The 18,411-nt window shown below is 63.8% G+C and carries 21 protein-coding genes; 10 read left to right on the top strand and 11 right to left on the bottom strand.

The genetic code is table 11. The features are described from left to right. Nucleotides 1-339: 339 nt before the first annotated feature. The 3 genes from LAC81_RS11445 (at nt 340) to LAC81_RS11435 (ending at nt 4,223) form a co-directional block, all read left to right on the top strand. A complete protein-coding gene (locus LAC81_RS11445) occupies nt 340-2,118 on the top strand; it encodes an acetolactate synthase 3 large subunit (protein ID WP_223724884.1) in 1,779 nt (592 codons plus the stop codon). 23 nt (nt 2,119-2,141) lie between these two features. Then, nucleotides 2,142-2,714, top strand: coding sequence for an acetolactate synthase small subunit (gene ilvN, locus LAC81_RS11440; protein WP_113536069.1), 573 nt, complete (start codon nt 2,142-2,144; stop codon nt 2,712-2,714). 477 nt (nt 2,715-3,191) lie between these two features. After that, complete coding sequence (locus LAC81_RS11435) at nt 3,192-4,223, top strand: NADP-dependent oxidoreductase (RefSeq protein WP_223724883.1); 1,032 nt, start codon at nt 3,192-3,194, stop codon at nt 4,221-4,223. An 89-nt stretch (nt 4,224-4,312) separates the two neighbouring features. Here the strand turns inward: LAC81_RS11435 and LAC81_RS11430 are convergent, their stop codons facing one another. The 3 genes from LAC81_RS11430 to LAC81_RS11420 form a co-directional block, all read right to left on the bottom strand. Next, nucleotides 4,313-4,615: a hypothetical protein gene (locus LAC81_RS11430; protein ID WP_113536068.1), complete on the bottom strand. Its 303-nt coding sequence runs from the start codon at nt 4,613-4,615 to the stop codon at nt 4,313-4,315. A 193-nt stretch (nt 4,616-4,808) separates the two neighbouring features. Beyond that, entirely contained in the window at nt 4,809-5,654 is an 846-nt protein-coding gene (locus LAC81_RS11425; protein WP_223724882.1) for an aldo/keto reductase, read from the bottom strand. A 177-nt stretch (nt 5,655-5,831) separates the two neighbouring features. After that, a complete protein-coding gene (locus LAC81_RS11420) occupies nt 5,832-6,740 on the bottom strand; it encodes a LysR family transcriptional regulator (RefSeq protein ID WP_223724881.1) in 909 nt (302 codons plus the stop codon). A 115-nt stretch (nt 6,741-6,855) separates the two neighbouring features. On the opposite strand from LAC81_RS11420, the gene LAC81_RS11415 reads away from it, so the two are divergent. Further along, nucleotides 6,856-7,767 (top strand): MBL fold metallo-hydrolase, encoded by a 912-nt coding sequence (locus LAC81_RS11415; RefSeq protein ID WP_223724880.1) that lies wholly within the window; start codon nt 6,856-6,858, stop codon nt 7,765-7,767. A gap of 92 nt (nt 7,768-7,859) precedes the next feature. Here LAC81_RS11415 and LAC81_RS11410 read toward each other — a convergent pair whose 3' ends face one another. Next, nucleotides 7,860-8,099 (bottom strand): hypothetical protein, encoded by a 240-nt coding sequence (locus LAC81_RS11410; RefSeq protein ID WP_223724879.1) that lies wholly within the window; start codon nt 8,097-8,099, stop codon nt 7,860-7,862. A gap of 533 nt (nt 8,100-8,632) precedes the next feature. Between LAC81_RS11410 and LAC81_RS11405 the strand changes: the two genes are divergently transcribed. Then, the gene (locus LAC81_RS11405) at nt 8,633-9,226 is read left to right on the top strand and encodes a LysE family translocator (RefSeq protein WP_223724878.1); all 594 of its coding nucleotides are present in this window, start codon (nt 8,633-8,635) and stop codon (nt 9,224-9,226) included. Here the strand turns inward: LAC81_RS11405 and LAC81_RS11400 are convergent. Then, a complete protein-coding gene (locus LAC81_RS11400; RefSeq protein ID WP_223724877.1) occupies nt 9,218-9,697 on the bottom strand; it encodes a DUF2269 family protein in 480 nt (159 codons plus the stop codon). The two genes, LAC81_RS11405 and LAC81_RS11400, sit on opposite strands and share 9 nt — an antisense overlap. Continuing rightward, nucleotides 9,697-10,977 carry an SDR family oxidoreductase gene (locus tag LAC81_RS11395; protein ID WP_223724876.1) on the bottom strand — a complete coding sequence of 427 codons (1,281 nt, stop codon included), beginning with the start codon at nt 10,975-10,977 and terminating at the stop codon, nt 9,697-9,699. Before LAC81_RS11395 ends, LAC81_RS11400 begins: the two co-directional genes overlap by 1 nt. Nucleotides 10,978-11,211: 234 nt before the next feature. On the opposite strand from LAC81_RS11395, the gene nthA reads away from it, so the two are divergent. The 5 genes from nthA to LAC81_RS11370 all read left to right on the top strand — a co-directional run bounded on the left by nthA (nt 11,212) and on the right by LAC81_RS11370 (nt 14,888). After that, nucleotides 11,212-11,859 carry a nitrile hydratase subunit alpha gene (nthA, locus tag LAC81_RS11390; RefSeq protein WP_223724875.1) on the top strand — a complete coding sequence of 216 codons (648 nt, stop codon included), beginning with the start codon at nt 11,212-11,214 and terminating at the stop codon, nt 11,857-11,859. Next, entirely contained in the window at nt 11,856-12,515 is a 660-nt protein-coding gene (gene nthB / locus LAC81_RS11385) for a nitrile hydratase subunit beta (RefSeq protein ID WP_223724874.1), read from the top strand. Before nthA ends, nthB begins: the two co-directional genes overlap by 4 nt. After that, complete coding sequence (locus tag LAC81_RS11380; RefSeq protein ID WP_223724873.1) at nt 12,502-12,876, top strand: nitrile hydratase accessory protein; 375 nt, start codon at nt 12,502-12,504, stop codon at nt 12,874-12,876. Before nthB ends, LAC81_RS11380 begins: the two co-directional genes overlap by 14 nt. A gap of 193 nt (nt 12,877-13,069) precedes the next feature. Further along, nucleotides 13,070-14,011: a glycosyltransferase family 2 protein gene (locus tag LAC81_RS11375; protein WP_419195823.1), complete on the top strand. Its 942-nt coding sequence runs from the start codon at nt 13,070-13,072 to the stop codon at nt 14,009-14,011. A 31-nt stretch (nt 14,012-14,042) separates the two neighbouring features. Next, entirely contained in the window at nt 14,043-14,888 is an 846-nt protein-coding gene (locus tag LAC81_RS11370; protein ID WP_223724872.1) for a glycosyltransferase family 2 protein, read from the top strand. 37 nt (nt 14,889-14,925) lie between these two features. Here the strand turns inward: LAC81_RS11370 and LAC81_RS11365 are convergent, their stop codons facing one another. The 5 genes from LAC81_RS11365 to LAC81_RS11345 all read right to left on the bottom strand — a co-directional run bounded on the left by LAC81_RS11365 (nt 14,926) and on the right by LAC81_RS11345 (nt 18,343). Beyond that, the gene (locus LAC81_RS11365; protein WP_223724871.1) at nt 14,926-15,759 is read right to left on the bottom strand and encodes an anti-sigma factor family protein; all 834 of its coding nucleotides are present in this window, start codon (nt 15,757-15,759) and stop codon (nt 14,926-14,928) included. After that, entirely contained in the window at nt 15,756-16,310 is a 555-nt protein-coding gene (locus tag LAC81_RS11360; protein ID WP_223724870.1) for an RNA polymerase sigma factor, read from the bottom strand. Before LAC81_RS11360 ends, LAC81_RS11365 begins: the two co-directional genes overlap by 4 nt. Further along, nucleotides 16,294-16,671 (bottom strand): hypothetical protein, encoded by a 378-nt coding sequence (locus LAC81_RS11355; RefSeq protein ID WP_113536056.1) that lies wholly within the window; start codon nt 16,669-16,671, stop codon nt 16,294-16,296. The genes LAC81_RS11360 and LAC81_RS11355 overlap by 17 nt, the downstream gene beginning before the upstream one ends. Before the next feature lie 241 nt (nt 16,672-16,912). Further along, entirely contained in the window at nt 16,913-18,001 is a 1,089-nt protein-coding gene (locus LAC81_RS11350; RefSeq protein WP_223724869.1) for an AbrB family transcriptional regulator, read from the bottom strand. A gap of 117 nt (nt 18,002-18,118) precedes the next feature. Next, complete coding sequence (locus tag LAC81_RS11345; protein WP_223724868.1) at nt 18,119-18,343, bottom strand: hypothetical protein; 225 nt, start codon at nt 18,341-18,343, stop codon at nt 18,119-18,121. Nucleotides 18,344-18,411 lie beyond the last annotated feature (68 nt).

Raw genomic sequence — 18,411 nt, 5'->3', positions numbered from 1 at the left:
CGCCGTCAAGCCGGCGCTTCGATGGTCTTCGCCCGTCCGCAGACGTGCGGCTTTCTCGGGCCGGCCCCGGGGAGGCGAGCGCTTCGGCTGCGCAACAATGTTCCGCGGCGAAGCCCGGTCGTGTAACTAAAAGCCGTTGACGCCTTCCGCATTTGTGGTTATCAACTCGCCCCATGAAAAATTTTGCGGTTATTCTTGTGGTGGGACGGCGCATGGGCAGGATGGTGTAACCATCCGGCGGTAGCCACCCATGCGCTGAACGAGGCTCCTGACGGGGCCTTTTTTTATGCCTTCAAACAAGCTAAGCACCCAACTGGGAAAAGGGACGGAAGCAAGTCAATGAGCGGTACAGAAAACCAGATGACAGGCGCGGAGATCGTTCTCCAGGCTCTGAGAGACAACGGCGTCGAGCATATCTTCGGCTATCCCGGCGGCGCCGTGCTTCCGATCTATGACGAAATCCACCAGCAGGACGATATCCAGCACATCCTCGTTCGCCACGAGCAGGGCGCCGGCCACATGGCCGAAGGTTATGCCCGCTCCACCGGCAAGGTCGGCGTCATGCTGGTTACCTCCGGTCCCGGCGCCACCAATGCGGTGACCCCGCTGCAGGACGCGTTGATGGATTCCATCCCGCTCGTCTGCATCTCCGGCCAGGTTCCGACCTCGCTGATCGGCTCCGACGCCTTCCAGGAATGCGACACCGTCGGCATCACCCGGCCGTGCACCAAGCACAACTGGCTGGTCAAGGACGTCAACGATCTCGCCCGCATCATCCATGAGGCCTTCCGCGTCGCCCAGTCCGGCCGCCCAGGCCCGGTTGTCGTCGATATCCCGAAGGACGTGCAGTTTGCGACCGGCACCTACACGCCGCCATCGGCCGTCCCGACCCAGAAGAGCTACCAGCCGAAGAAGCAAGGCGATCTGAAGAAGATCGAAGAAGCGGTCGAGTTGATGCGCACCGCGCGCCAGCCGATCATCTATTCCGGCGGCGGCGTCATCAATTCCGGACCGGAAGCCTCGCATCTGCTGCGCGAACTGGTCGAACTGACCGGCTTCCCGATCACCTCGACGCTGATGGGCCTCGGCGCCTATCCGGCTTCCGGCAAGGCCTGGCTCGGCATGCTCGGCATGCACGGCACCTACGAGGCCAACATGGCGATGCATGACTGCGACGTCATGATCTGCATTGGCGCCCGCTTCGACGACCGCATCACCGGCCGCCTCAACGCGTTCTCGCCGAACTCCAAGAAGATCCACATCGACATCGATCCGTCGTCGATCAACAAGAACGTCCGCGTCGACGTGCCGATCCTCGGCGATGTCGGCACCGTTCTCGAAGACATGGTTCGTTTGTGGCGCGCGGCCTCCAAGTCGGCCGACAAGGCGCGGCTTTCGGACTGGTGGGAGATGATCACCAAGTGGCGCGCCCGCAATTCGCTCGCCTATGCGCCGAACGACGACGTCATCATGCCGCAATATGCGATCCAGCGGCTCTATGAGCTGAGCAAGGACCGCGACACCTACATCACCACGGAAGTCGGCCAGCATCAGATGTGGGCAGCGCAGTTCTTCGGCTTCGAGCAACCGAACCGCTGGATGACCTCGGGCGGCCTCGGCACCATGGGTTACGGCTTCCCGGCGGCCATCGGCGTGCAGGTCGCGCATCCCAACAGCCTCGTCGTCGACATCGCCGGCGACGCCTCGATCCAGATGTGCATCCAGGAAATGTCCTGCGCGGTCCAGTACGGCCTGCCGGTCAAGATCTTCATCCTCAACAACCAGTACATGGGCATGGTGCGGCAATGGCAGCAGCTGCTTCACGGCAACCGCCTGTCGCATTCCTACACCGAAGCGATGCCTGACTTCGTCAAGCTGGCGGAAGCCTATGGCGGCGTCGGCATCCGTTGCGACAAGCCGAGCGAGCTCGATGCAGCGATCCGCAAGATGATCGACACACCGGCGCCGGTTATCTTCGATTGCCGCGTCGCCAACCTCGCCAACTGCTTCCCGATGATCCCCTCGGGCAAGGCCCACAACGAGATGCTGCTGCCCGACGAAGCCACGGACGAAGCGGTCGCCAACGCGATCGACGCCAAGGGCCGCCAGCTGGTCTGAGATAGGTAGAGGAACCAACCGAAATGAACGCACACCTTCAACCGACCGGCTCCGCCTACTTCATCGCCAAGGAGACCGAGGTCGCCGAAACCCACACGCTCTCGGTCCTCGTCGATAACGAGCCGGGCGTCCTTGCCCGCGTCATCGGCCTGTTCTCCGGCCGCGGCTACAACATCGAGAGCCTCACGGTTTCGGAAACGGAACACGAGGCGCACCTGTCGCGCATCACCATCGTCACGCGCGGCACGCCGCACGTGCTCGACCAGATCAAGAACCAGCTGGAACGGCTGGTTCCGGTCCACCGCGTCGTCGACCTGACCGTGCGCGCCGCGGGCCTTGGCCACGACCGGCCGATCGAGCGCGAACTCGCGCTCGTCAAGGTGCACGGCTCGGGTGACCACCGCGTCGAGGCGCTTCGCCTTGCCGACGCATTCCGCGCCTCGGTCATCGACGCCAACATCGATCACTTCGTCTTCGAGATCACCGGCAAGCCGTCGAAGATCGAGCAGTTCATCGCCATCATGAAGCCGCTCGGCCTCATCGAGGTCTGCCGTACCGGCATCGCGGCGATGAACCGCGGCCCGCAGGGCATGTGATTTCGGGCAGACGGGGCCGCTTTCGCGGCTCCGGCGCCGGTCGCTGCGCATCAGAATTCAAACTTGGGCAGCCCCTCGCTTCACGCGGGGGCTGCCTTTGTCGTTTGAGGCGGGGTCGCCTCTCTTTCTCGGGGAACGCCCCTCACACCTTCGCGCCGGACTTGCCCCTCACCCTAACCCTCTCCCCGCAGACGGGGAGAGGGGACTGGCGCCGAACATGCAATTCCCTTCCAGACCCTCCAAACACATCGGTCTCTACAATCTCGGCGGTGCATTTGTGCCGGGCGTCCGCCGCACCTTTCCTTCTCCCTGCAGGTGGGGAGAAGTTGGCCGGCAGGCCGGATGAGGGGCAGGCCTTCCACGGGGGGATGAGGGGCAGGCGAAGCGGCCGCTGAAATTGCCCGCCGCCACGCGCGGTTGACTCTGCCGGGACTTCTCGCCGACTAATCGCGGACAGAGAGATATCAGGTGGCCCGGATGAGCACGACGACGATGCAGGCATTCGTTCTGACCCGCTACGGCGGCTCCGACGCTGCTGAGTTGCGAGAGGTGGCGCGTCCGAGAGCGGCACGCGGCGACGTGCTCGTGCGGGTGCAGGCCGCAGGGCTCAATCCTGTCGATTACAAGACACGGGAGGGCATGCTCAAGGTCGTCCAGCGCTACCCACTGCCTGTTGTCATGGGCAATGAGCTAGCGGGCGTCGTCGAGGCGCTGGGAGAGGGCGTCACGTCGTTTGCGCCGGGAGGCCGGGTGTTTGCGCGTATGCCCAAGGGGGCCATGGGCGCTCTCGCCGAATATGCGGTCGTGCCCGAAAAATTCCTGGCAAAGATGCCCGCGTCCATCGACTTCAACACCGCAGCCGGCGTGCCCCTTGCGGGCCTCACCGCATTGCAGGCGCTACGCGACGAGCTCCGCGTTCGCCCGGGGAGCCGGATCTTCATTCCCGGCGGCGCCGGCGGTGTCGGCACCTTCGCCGTCCAGCTGGCCAAATGGCTAGGTGCGGAGGTGACGACGACGGCATCGCCCCGCGGCCGCGCGCTTGTCGAGGAACTCGGCGCAGACGTGGTGATCGACTACACCAAGGAGCGGTTCGAGGAGCAACTGCGCGACATGGACGGCGCTTTCGACCTGCTGGGCGGCGAAACACTTCTAAAATCCTTCGGCGTCGTCAAACGCGGCGGCAAGGTAGTTTCCATCGCCGGCATGCCCGAGCCGGAAACCGCGCGAAAGGATCTGGATCGGGGCATGCTTCTAAGGACGCTTTTCTGGCTTGCGTCCTACAGGATACGCGCCGTCGCGCGAAAACATGGCGTCTCCTACCGCTACCTCTTCATGCATCCTGATGGTGTCGAGCTTGCCGAGCTCGGCGATTTGATCGATGCCGGGACGATCCGGCCCGTCATCGACAGGGTGTTTCCGCTCAGGGATGTGGCGCAAGCCTTTGCCTACCTGGAAGCCGGCCACGCCAAGGGCAAGGTGGTCGTGGAGATTGCGAGCCGGCAGGCGTGATCGAAATCTGCCGTCCCGGGAACGCCGAAATATGGGCCTCGCAGGGCCAGGCGCGTCGTGCGGGCTTTGCGGCCATCACCTGTTTCAGCCTAATCCGGTAGCTGCTGAACAACCTCGACGATGTCGCGCGTGCGTGTTGCCCGCCCGCCCCATTTGGCATCAAATTCGTTGCCCGGCGATTGAATGGCAGCGTTCGCCGACTCCATGTTCGAGAACTCATAGAAGGCAGTGTGCTTCGAGGGATCGGTCCGGCTCCAGGTGCGCCACGCCCGACGTGCACCAAATGCGCGCAATGCCTCTGGCATATGGCGATCATACCACTCGTCGAAGGGCGCTCGGTCCACCTCATTCGGAACATCCGCATGCACTATTAGCAGCACGTGAGTGGACATTTCGGCCTCATTTCCCGGATCGCATACGACGTGACGCGCTGCGAAAAGCATACAGGAATTCGGCGCGGTTCACACCACGGCGCAAATCGTCCGCCGGTTTGCGGGGCGCAGCTGGTGGCATCTGTTACACGGATTTCCTGCTCCCCGGAGGCAGGGCCGGATGATGGGGCAGTTTGGCGCGAAGCGAGAGCCCTCAGATCATCTCCAACGACCGCTTGCGCTTCGGCGGCGGAAAGGCGCGGTCGAGGTTGGCGAGGTCTTCCGCCGTCAGATGGATGTCCATCGCGTCGCGGTTTTCGCGGAGGCGGTCGGCCGAACCGGTCTTGGGGATCGAGATCACGCCGGGGCGGGTCTTGAGGAAGGCAAGGGCGATCTGCGACGGCGTCGCCTGATGCGCCTTGGCGATGTGGATGAGATCGGGGTTGCGCAGCAGCCGGCCTTCGTCGAGCGGCGAATAGGCCATGATGGCGATGCCTTGGCTCTGGCACCAGGAGAGCAGATCGAACTCGATGCCGCGGCGCGAGAGGTTGTAGAGCACCTGGTTGACGGCAACGTTCTTTCCGTCCGGCACGCCGAGCAAGTCCTCCATGTCGTCGACGTCGAAATTGGAGACACCCCAGGCGCCGATCTTGCCGGCCTTCTTCAGCGCCTCGAAGGCGGCAACCGTTTCCGCCAGCGGGTAGCCGCCACGCCAGTGCAGAAGGTAGAGATCGATGTGGTCGACGCCGAGATGCTTCAGGCTGCGCTCGCAGGCGGCCTCGGTGCCAATGCGGCTGGCGTTCGACGGCAGCACCTTGCTGACGATGAAGGCCTCGTCGCGGCGCCCGCGCACCGCTTCGCCGACCACGCGCTCCGAGGCGCCGTTGCCATACATCTCGGCCGTGTCGATCAGCGTCAGGCCAAGATCGAGGCCGAGTTGCAGGCTCTTCACCTCATCGGCCCTGCGCGCTGCGCTGTCGCCCATACGCCAGGTGCCTTGGCCGAGAACCGGGATCGCGCGGCCGTCGCGAAGTGTCGTCGTCGGGATCGGATCGTGCATGCTGTTCTCCTCGCGGCCAAAATTGCCCACAGCGGGCGCGCCTTTCAAGATACGCCTCAGACGCTGTAGCACTTTGACGTGTGCCCTGTTGCTATCCTTAAAGCGTAAACGCTTTCAGGAAATATGCGGGTAGCGGGCAATCTAGTGCATCCTGTCGGTCTTTCGAGCCATGGCCCGTCAGGCAGCGAGCCGCCCGCGCTCCTTCTCCATGCGCTGCAGGATTTCGACAAAAGCGCGCACGCGCGCCGGACGGAAATGGGAGGGCGGATAGACGACATGGATGCCGCCCGAGGGCAGCGACCAGTCGGCGAGCAAGCGCACCAGGCGGCCTTCGGCGATGTCGGTTCGCACCTGATAGTCCGGCAGCACGGCAAGGCCGATACCGGCCACAGTGCAGCAATGGGCGGAATCGGTGCTGTCGGCGGTCACCAGCGCTCGGCCGACGACCATCGCCGCTTCGCCGGCTGTGTCGGTGAAGGTCCAGTCGAGCGGCGCTTTCAGCGCGCCGTTGGCGATCCAGTCTGCGTCGGTGAGTTGCTCAGGGCAGGTTATGACACCAAGCCTTGCTACGTAGGCGGGCGATGCGACGAGGTGCTGCTGAAATGTGCCTATGCGCCTTGCCCGCTCGCTGGAGTCGGTGAGCCAGCCGGCGCGGATGGCGAGATCGAGGCGCTTTTCGATCATATCGAGCACCGTGTCGTTGAAGCTCAGCTCCACCCGCATGGCGGGATAGGCCGCGAGATAGGCGGCGACGGCGTTGGTCACGACCTTGGCGCCATAGTCGAGCGGCGCCGTCAACGTCAGCGTGCCGCTCGGGATCTCGGTTTCGGCGGAGACCGCGCCGACGGCTTCGTCCGCATCGCGCAGGATCAGCACACAGCGCTCGTAGAAGCGCTGGCCGGTTGCGGTCGGGCTCAGCCGCCGGGTGGTGCGCACGAGCAGGGTGGTGCCCAGCTCCTTTTCGAGCTGGGCGACCTGATGGCTGACGGCGGCCTTGGCAAGGCCCAGCCGTTCAGCAGCCGCGGTGAAGGAGCCGCACTCGACCACGGCAACGAAGTGGGAGAGCCTATTTAGATTTACAGTCATCCGAAAATTTCGTGATTGTCTGAATTTATCGGACAGTTTGTTCGGAGTGTCGGGCTTTTTCAAGAGCGCTCCTGTCGGCATCCTCCCGGGCACGACAAAAGCCCAAGGAGACCCCATGCAGATCCAGTTGACCCGGCGGAGCGCGCTCACGACGGTGGCGGCGGCCGGCGCCGCCATGCTCATCCAGCCCATTGGCAGCAGCCTTGCCAGGGCTGCCTCGAAACTCGAATGGCGCTATTTCCAGGCGGATGATGCCGGCTTCAACCGCACCCCTGTCCTCCTGACCGGCAAGAGCGAAGCGATCCTGATCGATGGCGGCTTCACGCTTTCCGACGGCCGTGCCGTCGCCGAGGCGATCAAGGCAACCGGCAAACGGCTGACGACCATCTATGTCAGCTGCAACGATCCGGATTTCTATTTCAGCCTCAAGCCGATCGTCGAAGCCTTTCCGGATGCCAAGGTCATCGCCGCTTCGGCTACCGTCGAGGCGATCAAGGCCAATGTTCAGGGCAAGCTTGAAACCTGGGGGCCGCAGCTGAAGGACAACGGCCCGCAGACGCTCGCCGATGTGGTGATGCCGACGCCGGACGACCGCGCCGCGTTAACGCTCGAAGGCAGCACGATCGAGATCGTCACGATTGAGGGGATGAAGGACCGGCGCTATCTCTTCGTGCCGGAACTGAACGCCATCTTCGGCGGCGTGCTCGTCTATTCCGGATCGCATGTCTGGGTGGCCGACGAGTCGACGGTGGAAGGGCGGCAGAAGTGGATCGAGGCGCTCGATGCCATGGCGGCGCGCAAACCCGCGGTCGTCGTGCCGGCACACAAGAGTGCGGGCGGGCCGGAAGGCGTCGAGGCCGTCCGCTTCACCCGCGACTATCTCGCAGCCTTCAACGAAGCGGCGGCCGCCACCAAGGATAGCGCCGAGCTGATTGCGGAGATGACCAAGCGCTATCCGGATCTCGCAGGCGTCTCGACGCTCGAACTCGGAGCCAAGGTCGCCAAGGGCGAGATGAAGTGGGGCTGAGGTCGACCACCGTTCTTGCACAGGCGAGGTGGCGACCGGTCACAGGAGCGTACGGACGCTGAAAACGGTGCGCACCAAGACCAAGGACACTGTTACTTTAGGAGTTCAAAGGCGCGAACAAATCCCGGAAACGCATTGGTAGCGACGCCCGTCGCGTAGATTTCGGCTGTGCCGTCGCTGCTGCATGTGATGGCGATTGTGCCGTCGATTTGGAGAAATAGAGCGACTGCGCCACCCTCCCACGGCACCAGCTTCCAGTCCCTTCCACCTGTGACGAGCCGCATGACCTCCTGCTGCACCTTCTGACATTCGGTGAAGGATGGCGTTGTCATAGACTGCCTCTCCTCTGATCGCGCCATGGCTGGGGCCGCAAACACGAAGGTGGCGAGAGCGGCAATAATCGTCCTCCTCATCGTGGCCTCCTACCCACATCTATGACAGCGAGAGTACACACGCGGCTACGGCTGTACAACAAGGGGCTTGGGGCGTTTGCCATCTCATTGCCACCCCATCAACCAGGCCTCTCGGCAAGCCGCTCGATCGACCCGACTGTCGCTTCCTTGCTCCGACCATCTACCGGTAAGCCGGAGCCCAAGAGGCGTGTAGAGACCTTGACGGCCCCCAGCAAGATCCCGCCGGCCCATCGGGGCTGGGTACGGCATAGCGGGGTGTGGGGGCGCTGGGCGCAGGCGGGTATCCTAGATGCCCTACGTCCATGGTCGCACGGACGTTGATAGCCAAATTGCTGTATTATAATGGTTATTTTGCAAATCTTCGCCGTGGGGAAACTTGTCACCATGACAAGTTCGCGGCTGATGCCGGCAAATAGGTCAATTATGTTGACCCAATTGAGCCGGAGGAAACCATGCAGGCCGATACGCTGCTGGCGCTGTTTTTGTTCGCATTCACCACCTCGATCACGCCGGGGCCGAACAACATGATGCTGTTCGCATCGGGTGTGAATTTCGGCTTCGTGCGCACCGTTCCGCACATGCTGGGCATCGGTGCCGGGTTCTTCCTGTTGCTCATCGCCGTCGGGTTCGGCCTCGGCGCGCTGCTTCACTCCGTGCCGTTGCTCTACACGGCGTTGAAGTTCGCCGGCGGCGCCTATCTCGTCTGGATCGCCTGGAAGATCGGCACCTCGCGTTCTCTGAGCGAGGGCAAGGCAGGCGCCAATCCGATGACGTTCCTTGCTGCCGCAGCCTTCCAGTGGGTCAATCCCAAGGCCTGGGTCATGGCGGTTTCGGCGATGGCCACCTATACAAGCAGTGACAGCTATCTCATGAGCGTGCTCGTCGTCGGCCTCGTCTTCGCGCTCGTCAACGTGCCGAGCGTTTCCACCTGGGCGGGCTTCGGCTCGGCGCTGCGCCAATGGCTGTCGGAGCCGTCGCGGCTGAAATGGTTCAACATGACCATGGCGGTGCTGCTCGTCGTCAGCCTCTGGCCGATGCTAAAATAGTGCGAACTGCGGCTTCACCAGCATCAGCCAGAAGATGCCGGTGACGGCAAAGAAGGCCGGGAAGCCGCAGGCAAACCAGATGGCATAGAGCCGGTCGAACTCCGGTGGCAGCGGCGCACCGTTTGCCGTTGCAAGCCGAGCGAGATCGCGCAACCGCAGCTGGATCCACACCACCGGCAGCCAGAAGAGACCGGTCACCACATAGAGGATCAGCGACAGCGTGATCCATCCCTCGGTCAACGACCAGCGGATGCTTTGCGCCAGCAGATAACCGGTGATCGGCTGGATCACCACGGCGGTCGCGGTGAAGACCGTGTCGGCAATCACCACAGTGCCGGCGACATGGGCGATCAGTCGGGCATCGCGCGTGCGCCTGGCCATCACCATGAAGAAGGCGATACCGGCGCCGGTTCCGAGGAGCACGGCGGCACCGATCACATGGGCAAGGCGCAGCAGATCTTCGAGCGGCATCAGCGTTCATCCAGAACAGCCAGCGTCGCCAGCGTGAGAAGGAGCGACGGCAGCACCTTGACGAGCGGTCCGAGCGGATCAGCCCAGAGCTCGGGTTCGACGAGGGTGGCAGAGGCGAGATAGGTCACCGTCAAGCCAATCATGCCGACAAGCGCGCGTCTTGCCCACGGGCGGACGAGCACGGCGATGCCGAGCGCGATATCGGCAATGCAGGTTGCAAGCGTCAGCGTGGTTGCCGGGCCATCGCCAAGAAACCGCAGGAAATGTTGGCGGGCTGCGTCGAGATCGAACAGCGGGATGAGGCCCGAGAGCAGCCAGAAGAGCGAGAGCCCGACGATCATCGCCGGTTTCAGGAGGTAGAGGCGGGCAAACCAGAGGTCTTGCACGCCCGATGGATTGGCGGAGAGGCTCTGGCGCGCCGAAAGAAGTGGGACCTTGGCGCGAGCGCCGTCCTTGGCCGAGACGCCGCCGGCCATGACCGAGAGCGCGGTCGAGCGCAACGGAGAACGCCAGCCGAGCCTTCCGGCAATATCGGCGAGGAGGCCGACAGGGGCCGCAAGAGCCGGCGGCAGGGAAATGGTCCTTGCCGCCGGAAGGCCGAGCCATTGCCGGTGCAGTGAGACGAGTTCGGCGAGCATCGGCGGTTCCCCATGGCCGAGCACGAAATCGCTGCCTTCAGGTATCAGGCCGGCGACGGCGGCGCTGACGGCCTCGGCCACATCGCTCAGGGCAACGGTCTCGACACGGGCCTCCGCATGGACGAGCGGTGTGACGAAGGGCAGAGCCGCGAGCGCGCGCAGAAGGGCGGTGCCGCCATGGGCGTTGCGGCCAAGCACCAGCGTCGGCCGCAGGATGACATGTGGTATGCCGCTTGCCGCCAGCGCCTCGTCGGCGCGAAACTTGGTGGCGAGGAAGGCGCTGTCGCTGCCGGCGCTGCCACGCGGTGCGGAGATCTGGACGATGCGGACGGGAGACGCCTTCGCTGCCGCATAGAGCGCCAGCATCGCCGTCTCTTGCGTTGCGGCAACATCATCGGCAAGACCATCCTGCAGCGCACCGGCGCAATTGACGATGACGTCATGGCTCTCGATGAGCGGCCGCCAGTCGCCGGCGTCGCGCATGTGCGCAAGATTGGCGGCAAGCCATTGCGCCTCCGGCCGCTTCAGCCGGGCGCGGGTCACATTGCGGCCAAGCCCGGTCACCTTGTGTCCGTCGCTTGCCAGTCGATCGAGGAGGGCCGAGCCGATGAAGCCGGTGGCGCCGAGAATCAGAACCTTCATCGTGCTAGAATAGAGGAGGCGGTTGCGTGCGACAGCACCACGTGTCGTCAAAGTTTAGTGGGCGGGCGGCCACGCCAGATTCCGAAATGCGGACCAGACTTGTTACGGTGACAATTGCGGGTACCCGCAGGCGTTGAAATCGATTTCGAATCCGGGGTTTATGCGCTACGACTTTAGGAGGAGGCAGCGCCATCTTTGTGCCTGTGATGGCACGGCGTTGTGAGGAGCCAGGCAATGTCCGAACACGATTACGGCCACGACCACCACGATCACGACCATCATCACCACGACAACCATTTCACCGACATGGAAGCGCGGGTGAAGGCGCTGGAAACGGTGCTGACGGAGAAGGGGTTGATCGACCCGGCGGCGATCGATGCGATTGTCGAGACCTATGAGACGAAGGTGGGGCCACGCAACGGGGCACGCGTCGTGGCGAAGGCCTGGGCGGATCCGGATTTCGCCGAACGGCTGAAGAGCGATGCGACGGAGGCGATTGCCAGCCTCGGCTTCACCGGCCGCCAGGGCGAGCACATGCGCGCCGTGTTCAACACCGCTGATACCCACAACCTCGTCGTCTGCACGCTCTGTTCCTGCTATCCCTGGTCCGTGCTCGGGCTGCCGCCGGTCTGGTACAAGGCGCCGCCCTATCGCTCGCGCGCCGTCATCGATCCGCGCGGGGTGCTCCAGGAATTCGGCGTGACCTTGCCGGAAGCGACGCGCATCCGCGTCTGGGATTCGACAGCGGAGCTGCGCTATCTCGTCGTGCCGGAACGGCCGGCCGATACGGGCGGGTTCAGCGAGGAAGAACTTGCCGCGCTGGTGACGCGTGACGCGATGATCGGCACGGGCCTGGCGCTTTCCGCGGAGGCGCTTCGATGAACGGTCCCCACGATCTCGGCGGTGCGCATGGCCTCGGCCCGGTGGCGCCGGAAAAGAATGAGCCCTATTTCCATGCCGAATGGGAAAAGCGGGCGCTCGGCGTCACGCTCTCCTGTGGTGCCTTCGGCGCCTGGACGATCGACGAAAGCCGGCATGCGCGCGAAAACCTGCCGCCGGCGACGTATCTTTCGGCGAGCTATTACGAGATCTGGACCCGCGCGCTGGAAACGCTGTTGAAGCGCCACGGCTTCGTGAGCCAGGCCGAACTCGATGGCGGCCACAGGCTGGAGCAGGGCGCGGCGCCCAAGCGGGTGCTGAAGGCCGACATGGTGGCGGGCGTCCTCGCCAAGGGCGGCCCCTGTGATCGGCCGGTGGAGGAGCTCCCACGCTTTGCCGTCGGCGACCGAGTGCGCACGAAGAACTTCAATCCGGAAACCCATACCCGCCTGCCGCGCTACATCCGAGCCAAGCTTGGCCGGGTCGAGGCGGTGCAGGGCTCCTTCGTCTTCCCCGACGACAACGCCCATGGCCGCGGCGAGAATCCGCAATGGGTCTATACCGTCGTTTTCGACGGGTCCGAGATCTGGGGCGAGGGCGCCGACCCGACGCTGACGGTCTCGATCGATGCCTGGGAGAGCTACCTTGAACACGTGTAAGGTGACGTCACCGCTCGTCGCCTCGGCCGAGCTGCCGAAATCGCCGGAGGGCGACCCTGTCTTTGCCGAGCCCTGGCAGGCGGCCGCATTTGCCATGACCGTGCGTCTGCACGAAAAGGGCGTCTTTTCCTGGCCGGAATGGGCCGAGGCGCTCTCGGCCGAGCTCTACAAGCCCGGCCGCAAGGCCGATGCCAGCGACTATTACGATTGCTGGGTGGCGGCCCTCTCGCGCCTCGTCACCGAGCTCTCGATCGCCTCCGGCCGCGAGCTCGAGCACCTGACCGAGAGCTGGCAGCGCGCGGCGGAGGCCACGCCGCATGGGCAGCCGATCGTGCTTGCCAACGATCCCGAGAGGGCCTGATTTCAAAGGCGCCGATCCGCTGGACCTGGCAAGTTGATCGCAGACCGTTTTTCACGTAGAGGCTGCTAATCTTAACGATCTGGAGCTCGTCGTGGGCGATACGCAATATCCTTTTCCCTCCATGGAGGCGGCGGCGGAGATGTTCAAAAGAACGCCGCTCGAACGCCTCAGCACATGGCTGGAAACGAAAAGGATGGCCCGGCGCGAGAGGAAAAAGAAGCGCCGGCACGAATTGACCTGCCTGAACGCGCGGGGGCCGGCGACCTTGTCGGCCGACGATATCCCGCTGATGTTCATTACCCACAACGACCTCAAGCTGTTGCCGTCGTTCCTGGCGCATTACCGCAAGCTCGGGGTGACGCGCTTCATCTGCATCGATGACGTCTCGGCCGACGGCACGCGCGAATATCTGGTGTCGCAGCCGGACGTCGACGCCTGGTCGTCCACCGTCCGGTTCAAGGAGGCAAGGCGCGGACGCGAATGGCGGGAAACGCTGTTCGAGCGCTATGGCACCGGCCGGTGGTACGTCAATGTCGATTCCGACGAGTATCTCGTCTATGACGGCTATGAGGAACGCGGGCTCAGGTGGCTCATTCCGACGCTGGAGCGGATGGGCGCGCGCCGCCTGCTGGCGCCGATGCTCGACATGTATCCGGTCGATCTCGAGCGGGCGGACGTGGAAAAGCTGAAGCACCAGGCCCCCTGGGAGATCGCCGATCACTTCGACTCCACCGGCTACACCATGCACGCGATGAAGCGGGCGTTCAGCGTCAAGGGCGGGCCGCGCCACCGCAAGTTCGGCACGGACCTGGAGATGGTCAAATACCCGCTGATGTTCTGGGACGGCGAATGCTGCTTCGGCCCCAGCATCCATCAGCCCTTGCCCTATGACAGGAATTTTCCGGCCGCCATGGGCGTGCTGCTGCATTTCAAGTTCTTTGCCGATTATGCTGAGGTCGTCGATGCGGCGGCGGCGGGCGGGCAGTATTTCAATACGTCTGCCGTCTATGTGACGATCAAGGAGAGCATCGCAAGCGCCGGCGGCCTGCAGTTGACGTCGGACGTCTCGGTGCGCTTCACCGGATCGAAGCAATTGCTGAATCTCGGATTTATAACGCGGCTTGAGCGCGCCTGAGGCGCTGCTCGGCAAATGGTTTGGAGTGAGAATGGAGAAGGCGAAACTCGTCGTTCTGTTTCCGGTCTTCAATGGTGCGAAGACGCTGGAAAAATGCCTGCAGTGCATTGCGGACCAGGATTTCAGGGATTTCCGCGCCATCATCGTCGAAAACAAGTCGACCGATGGCTCGCTGGAAATCGCCAGGGCCTTCGCGGCGAAGGATCCTCGGTTCGAGGTGCTGGAGAACGAGGTCCATCTCAAGGCCGACGACAACTTTCTCAAGTGCTTCCACCTCGGCACCGAACTCGGCGAATACTTCTGCCTCAGGGCTTGCGACGACTTTTCGACGCTCGACTATCTGTCGCGCCTCGTTGCCGCCCTGGACGCGGACAAGACCAAGCTGCTCGGAGTTTCGGACGTCAGGCGGTTCAAAGACGGCAAAGGGCGCCTTGCCAGCCCCAACCGCGATGTCTTCAATTTTGCCCAGCGCGTGCGCGACGGCACCATCCCGCGCAATCTGAGTTATCCGTCCGAATGGGTGTACGGCATCTACCGCTCGCAAGGCAGCCTGGAGATCCTGCTTCGGCGCTATGCGGAGTTCAGCTATCCCTGGACCGGCGCCTCCTACATCGTCACGGAGTTCGTGGTGCGCGATCTCGTCGCCTATGTGGAGGGGCCCGAATTTCACTTCATCGAGGGATCGGGATCACAACAGCGCTATGGTGCAAAGACCTTCCGGGAAAAGTTCTCGCAGCGCTGGGAGTATACGGTCGGCTGCTACCGGCTGAAGGACAAGCTGCCGCCGATGTCGCCGTGGACGAAGTTCCTGCTGATCCGCATGTTCTGGAACGACGCGCGTCGCAAGACCCGCTACAAGCTGCTCGGCTTTTTCTGAGCGGGCCGGAACGCGCCTGAGGCGGCACGCCGCCGTCTCAGCTTCCTGTCGCCTCGTTCTTGTCGAACTGACGGTAGCATTCGTCAGCCACCTGCTGCAGCAGATTGCGCGGCACCTCGCCGGTGACGGCGTAGCCGATCGGGCCGTCGATCCAGTAGAAGGTTTCGACGCCTTCGGAGCTGTCGATGCGGAAGCTGGTTTCGCGGTTGTCGTCGTTGCGGCCGAGAAGAACGGTCAGCCTGCGCCCGGTGCCATCCTCATACATGAACATCGCGCCCGCCTTGCCGTTGACCGGCAGCAGCCGGCCGCCGACCAGCGAGAAGCCGAGCGAGGAGAGGTCGGGGATCGTCAGCGGATGGTCGAGGCGTTTTCCGAGCCAGGTGGCAAGATGGCTCTGATCGTCGGCGCCGACTTCGACGGCGTGGCGTACTTCGCTGGCATAGACCAGGAAGGCCGATTGCGCCTGTCGCGGCAGGCTGTCGGCGGTCTCGATCGATCGGTCGGCGCCATCTGCTGAAAGCAGGGACGGCGCGTAGAGGCCGGTAAGCCCGCCGGCGGCAAAGAGGGCGAGGCCGGCGGCGATGGCGCGCAGACGGCCGGTGACGGATCGGGTGCCCTTGCTCGGGAGCGCCTGCGAAGGGTCGTTGCTGCTGCTTGAAAGCAAGGCGCGATCGCGTGCGTCGCTACGCGCGTAACCGCCGAAGAGCGAACGAAGGTCTACCGCCTGCGCCTGCCATTGCCGGACTTCTTCGGCGCGGGCGGGGTTGCGCTCCAGCCATTGCTCGATCCGTTCGCGTTCCTGTGGGGTCGCGAACCCGTCGACATAGGCGTGCAGGTCGTCTTCGGAGACAGTGTTGAGATCTTCCGTCATTTCGGTCTCCGCATGCTGATCACATTGTCGTCCTTCATGGCTTCGGCAAGCTGGCGTCGGGCGCGTGACAGCCGCGACATCACGGTGCCGATCGGAATGGCCATCATCTCGGCCACGTCCTGGTAGCGGTATCCTTCGATCACCACGAGCATCAGCACCGAACGGTTATCCGAGGAAAGGCCGTTCAGCGCCCGTTCGAGCCTGGAGCGTTCGAGCGGATCGCTTTCGCGGTTCTCCGCCTCCAGCCCCAGATCTTCATCCAGTGCGACCTGCGGGTGCATGGCAAGGTAGCGGTGCCGGTTGCGCCCGAGATTGGTCATGATGGTGAAGGCCCAGGCGCGCAGGTTGACGCCGCGCCACTGTGCGCGGCGCGCCAGCACCTTCTCCACGCAGTCCTGCAGCAGGTCCTCGCCATCCGGGTCCGAGCGCACGAGGCTGCGCGCATAGCGCCTCAGCGCCGGCACCAGGGCCAGCACATCCTCCTCGAACCGGTCGGATGCGGGGCCGTCGGCCCCCGCATCCGCATTTCCGCCACTACGGCTTGGCGACATTCCACTCGCCCTTCTTCATGCCGTCGCCGGCAATGTCACCCATCTTCTTGTCCTTGACGAAGAAATAGAGCGGCATTCCATCCTTGGCCCATTGCTTCTTGCCGTCCTTGCGCTCGACGAGCGTATAGGCGCCGTCCGCCTTGGCGCTGGCTTCCGCCAGGAACGGCGGCCAGTTCTTGGCGCAGGCGTCGTAGCAACTGGACTTGCCACCATGGTCGTCCTTGTAGGTATAGAGCGTCATGCCGTTTTCGTCGGCCAGCACCTTGCCTTTGGCCGATTCAACTTCCTTGACCGGCGGCGCGGCAAAGGCCGTGACAGTGGCGGCAAGCAGCATGGCGATCGTCAGTGGAAACGTTCTCATGGCAATTGTCCTTCCTCAAGATGATTTTCCTATCCGGAAACGGCCGAATGCCTCCTCGTTCCGCTTCCGTGAGAGCCGCATGGTGCAGATCCAGCCGTAAGACACGGTGCGTGGCGGATTTATTCCCGGAGAACTGGTGAAAAGGCGAGAGGAGGGGAATGCTGCCGGAAAACCACGATCGGCGGCGGTGCCGCCCGTGTTTCAACCCCAGGATAGGCGTGCAAGCGCCAATCGGCGCGCCTCAGGCGCGATCGGCGACGAAGCGGGCGAGCGCCGGGCCGATCATGGTGATGATCAGCAGGCGGGCGGTCTGCAGCGCCATGACGAAGGACAGATCGACGTTGCTGGAAGCGGCAATGACCGCGATCGAGTCCAATCCGCCGGGGCTGGTGGCGAGATAGGCGGTGAGCGGATCGATGCCTACGACCTTGATCAGGAGGACGGCGAGCAGGCCGGAAAAAGAGATCAGCACGATGATCGAGATGACCGTCGGCACCAGAGCGCGGCGTGCGTGGACGAGGATCTGCCGGGTGAAGCCGAGGCCGATGTTCCAGCCGAGCAGGGCATAACAGAGCCCCAGCAGCCATTGCGGCAGCACGGTTGTCATCACGCCGCTGACATTGAGCGCCGCGCCGATGAGGAAGGGCAGCAGGAAGGCACCGGCGGGCACACGCAGGAACCGGCCGGCTAGTGCTGCCCCCAGCCCGACGGCGATGGTTTCGAGGAAAGGCAGGCCCGCGACCGGCGCGAACCAATGGGTGGTCTGTTCGGCCTCGGTGCTGGTGACCCACATATGCGCCACCACGGTCGCGGTGCTGGCGACGAAGACGACGCGCAGATATTGCATGAAGGCGACGAGGCGGGCATCGGCGCCATAGGCATCCGCCATCAACAGCATGGTCGAGGCAGCACCGGCAGAAGAGCCCCAGATCGCGGTCGTGCCCGGCAGGATGCGCATGCGGGTGATCACCCAGCCGCACAGAGTGCTGACGGCAATGACCGACAGGACGACGGCGAGGAACAGCGGCCAGTTGCCGGAGAAGGTGACGAGCATGCCCGGGGTAACGGCGCCGGCGATCATCATCGCCAGGATGAACTGCACGCAGAAGAAGAGCTGGCGCGGCAGGCGGATCGTGCCGCCGTTCAGGCCGACGAGAACGGCTGCGAGCATCGGCCCCATCAAGAGGCCGGCGGGAATGCCGATGAACTCGAAGCAGGTGGCAAAGACGAGGGACACGACCGAGAGCAGGCACCACTGCAGCCACGGCGCCAGCCGTCCGATGCCGACCTTTTCCGGAGAGGACGCGGCTTTGGGCTTGTCGGTCGTCACAGGCATTCTCCGGCGTGGCCCCGAAAGGCGGGAGCGGCCATCGGTGGCCGGCCTCAACGGGCTTCGAGCAATGGTGATCACGGCAGCGCCACGCTATAGCGGCGGATCGCGGCGCCATCACGCCTTGCTCGTTAGCAACAATGCGGCGGTGCATTCAAGGGGCAAGGCAAGAAAGTGCCACAGCGATCGTCGGCCGCAAGTGCGGGTGATGACGCCGCCGCCCCTGCCGCAGAGGCTCGTGGCCGCGTAACGAAGCCCGGTGATGAGAAAAAAACGTGAACAAAGGATCTTCGGCGTGAGCGAGGCGATAACTGCAATCACGTCGAAAACCATTGATTTCACGAGGAAAACTCCCACGGGAACGGGAGACATCCTCAAAGCCGCCGCCAGGTGGTCCGGGTCGCCCACAA

It is taken from the genome of Ensifer adhaerens (genome assembly GCF_020035535.1).
Lineage (GTDB): Bacteria > Pseudomonadota > Alphaproteobacteria > Rhizobiales > Rhizobiaceae > Ensifer.
The sequence above is the reverse complement of the archived record's forward strand: the minus strand, read 5'-3'. Positions and strand labels throughout refer to the sequence as shown.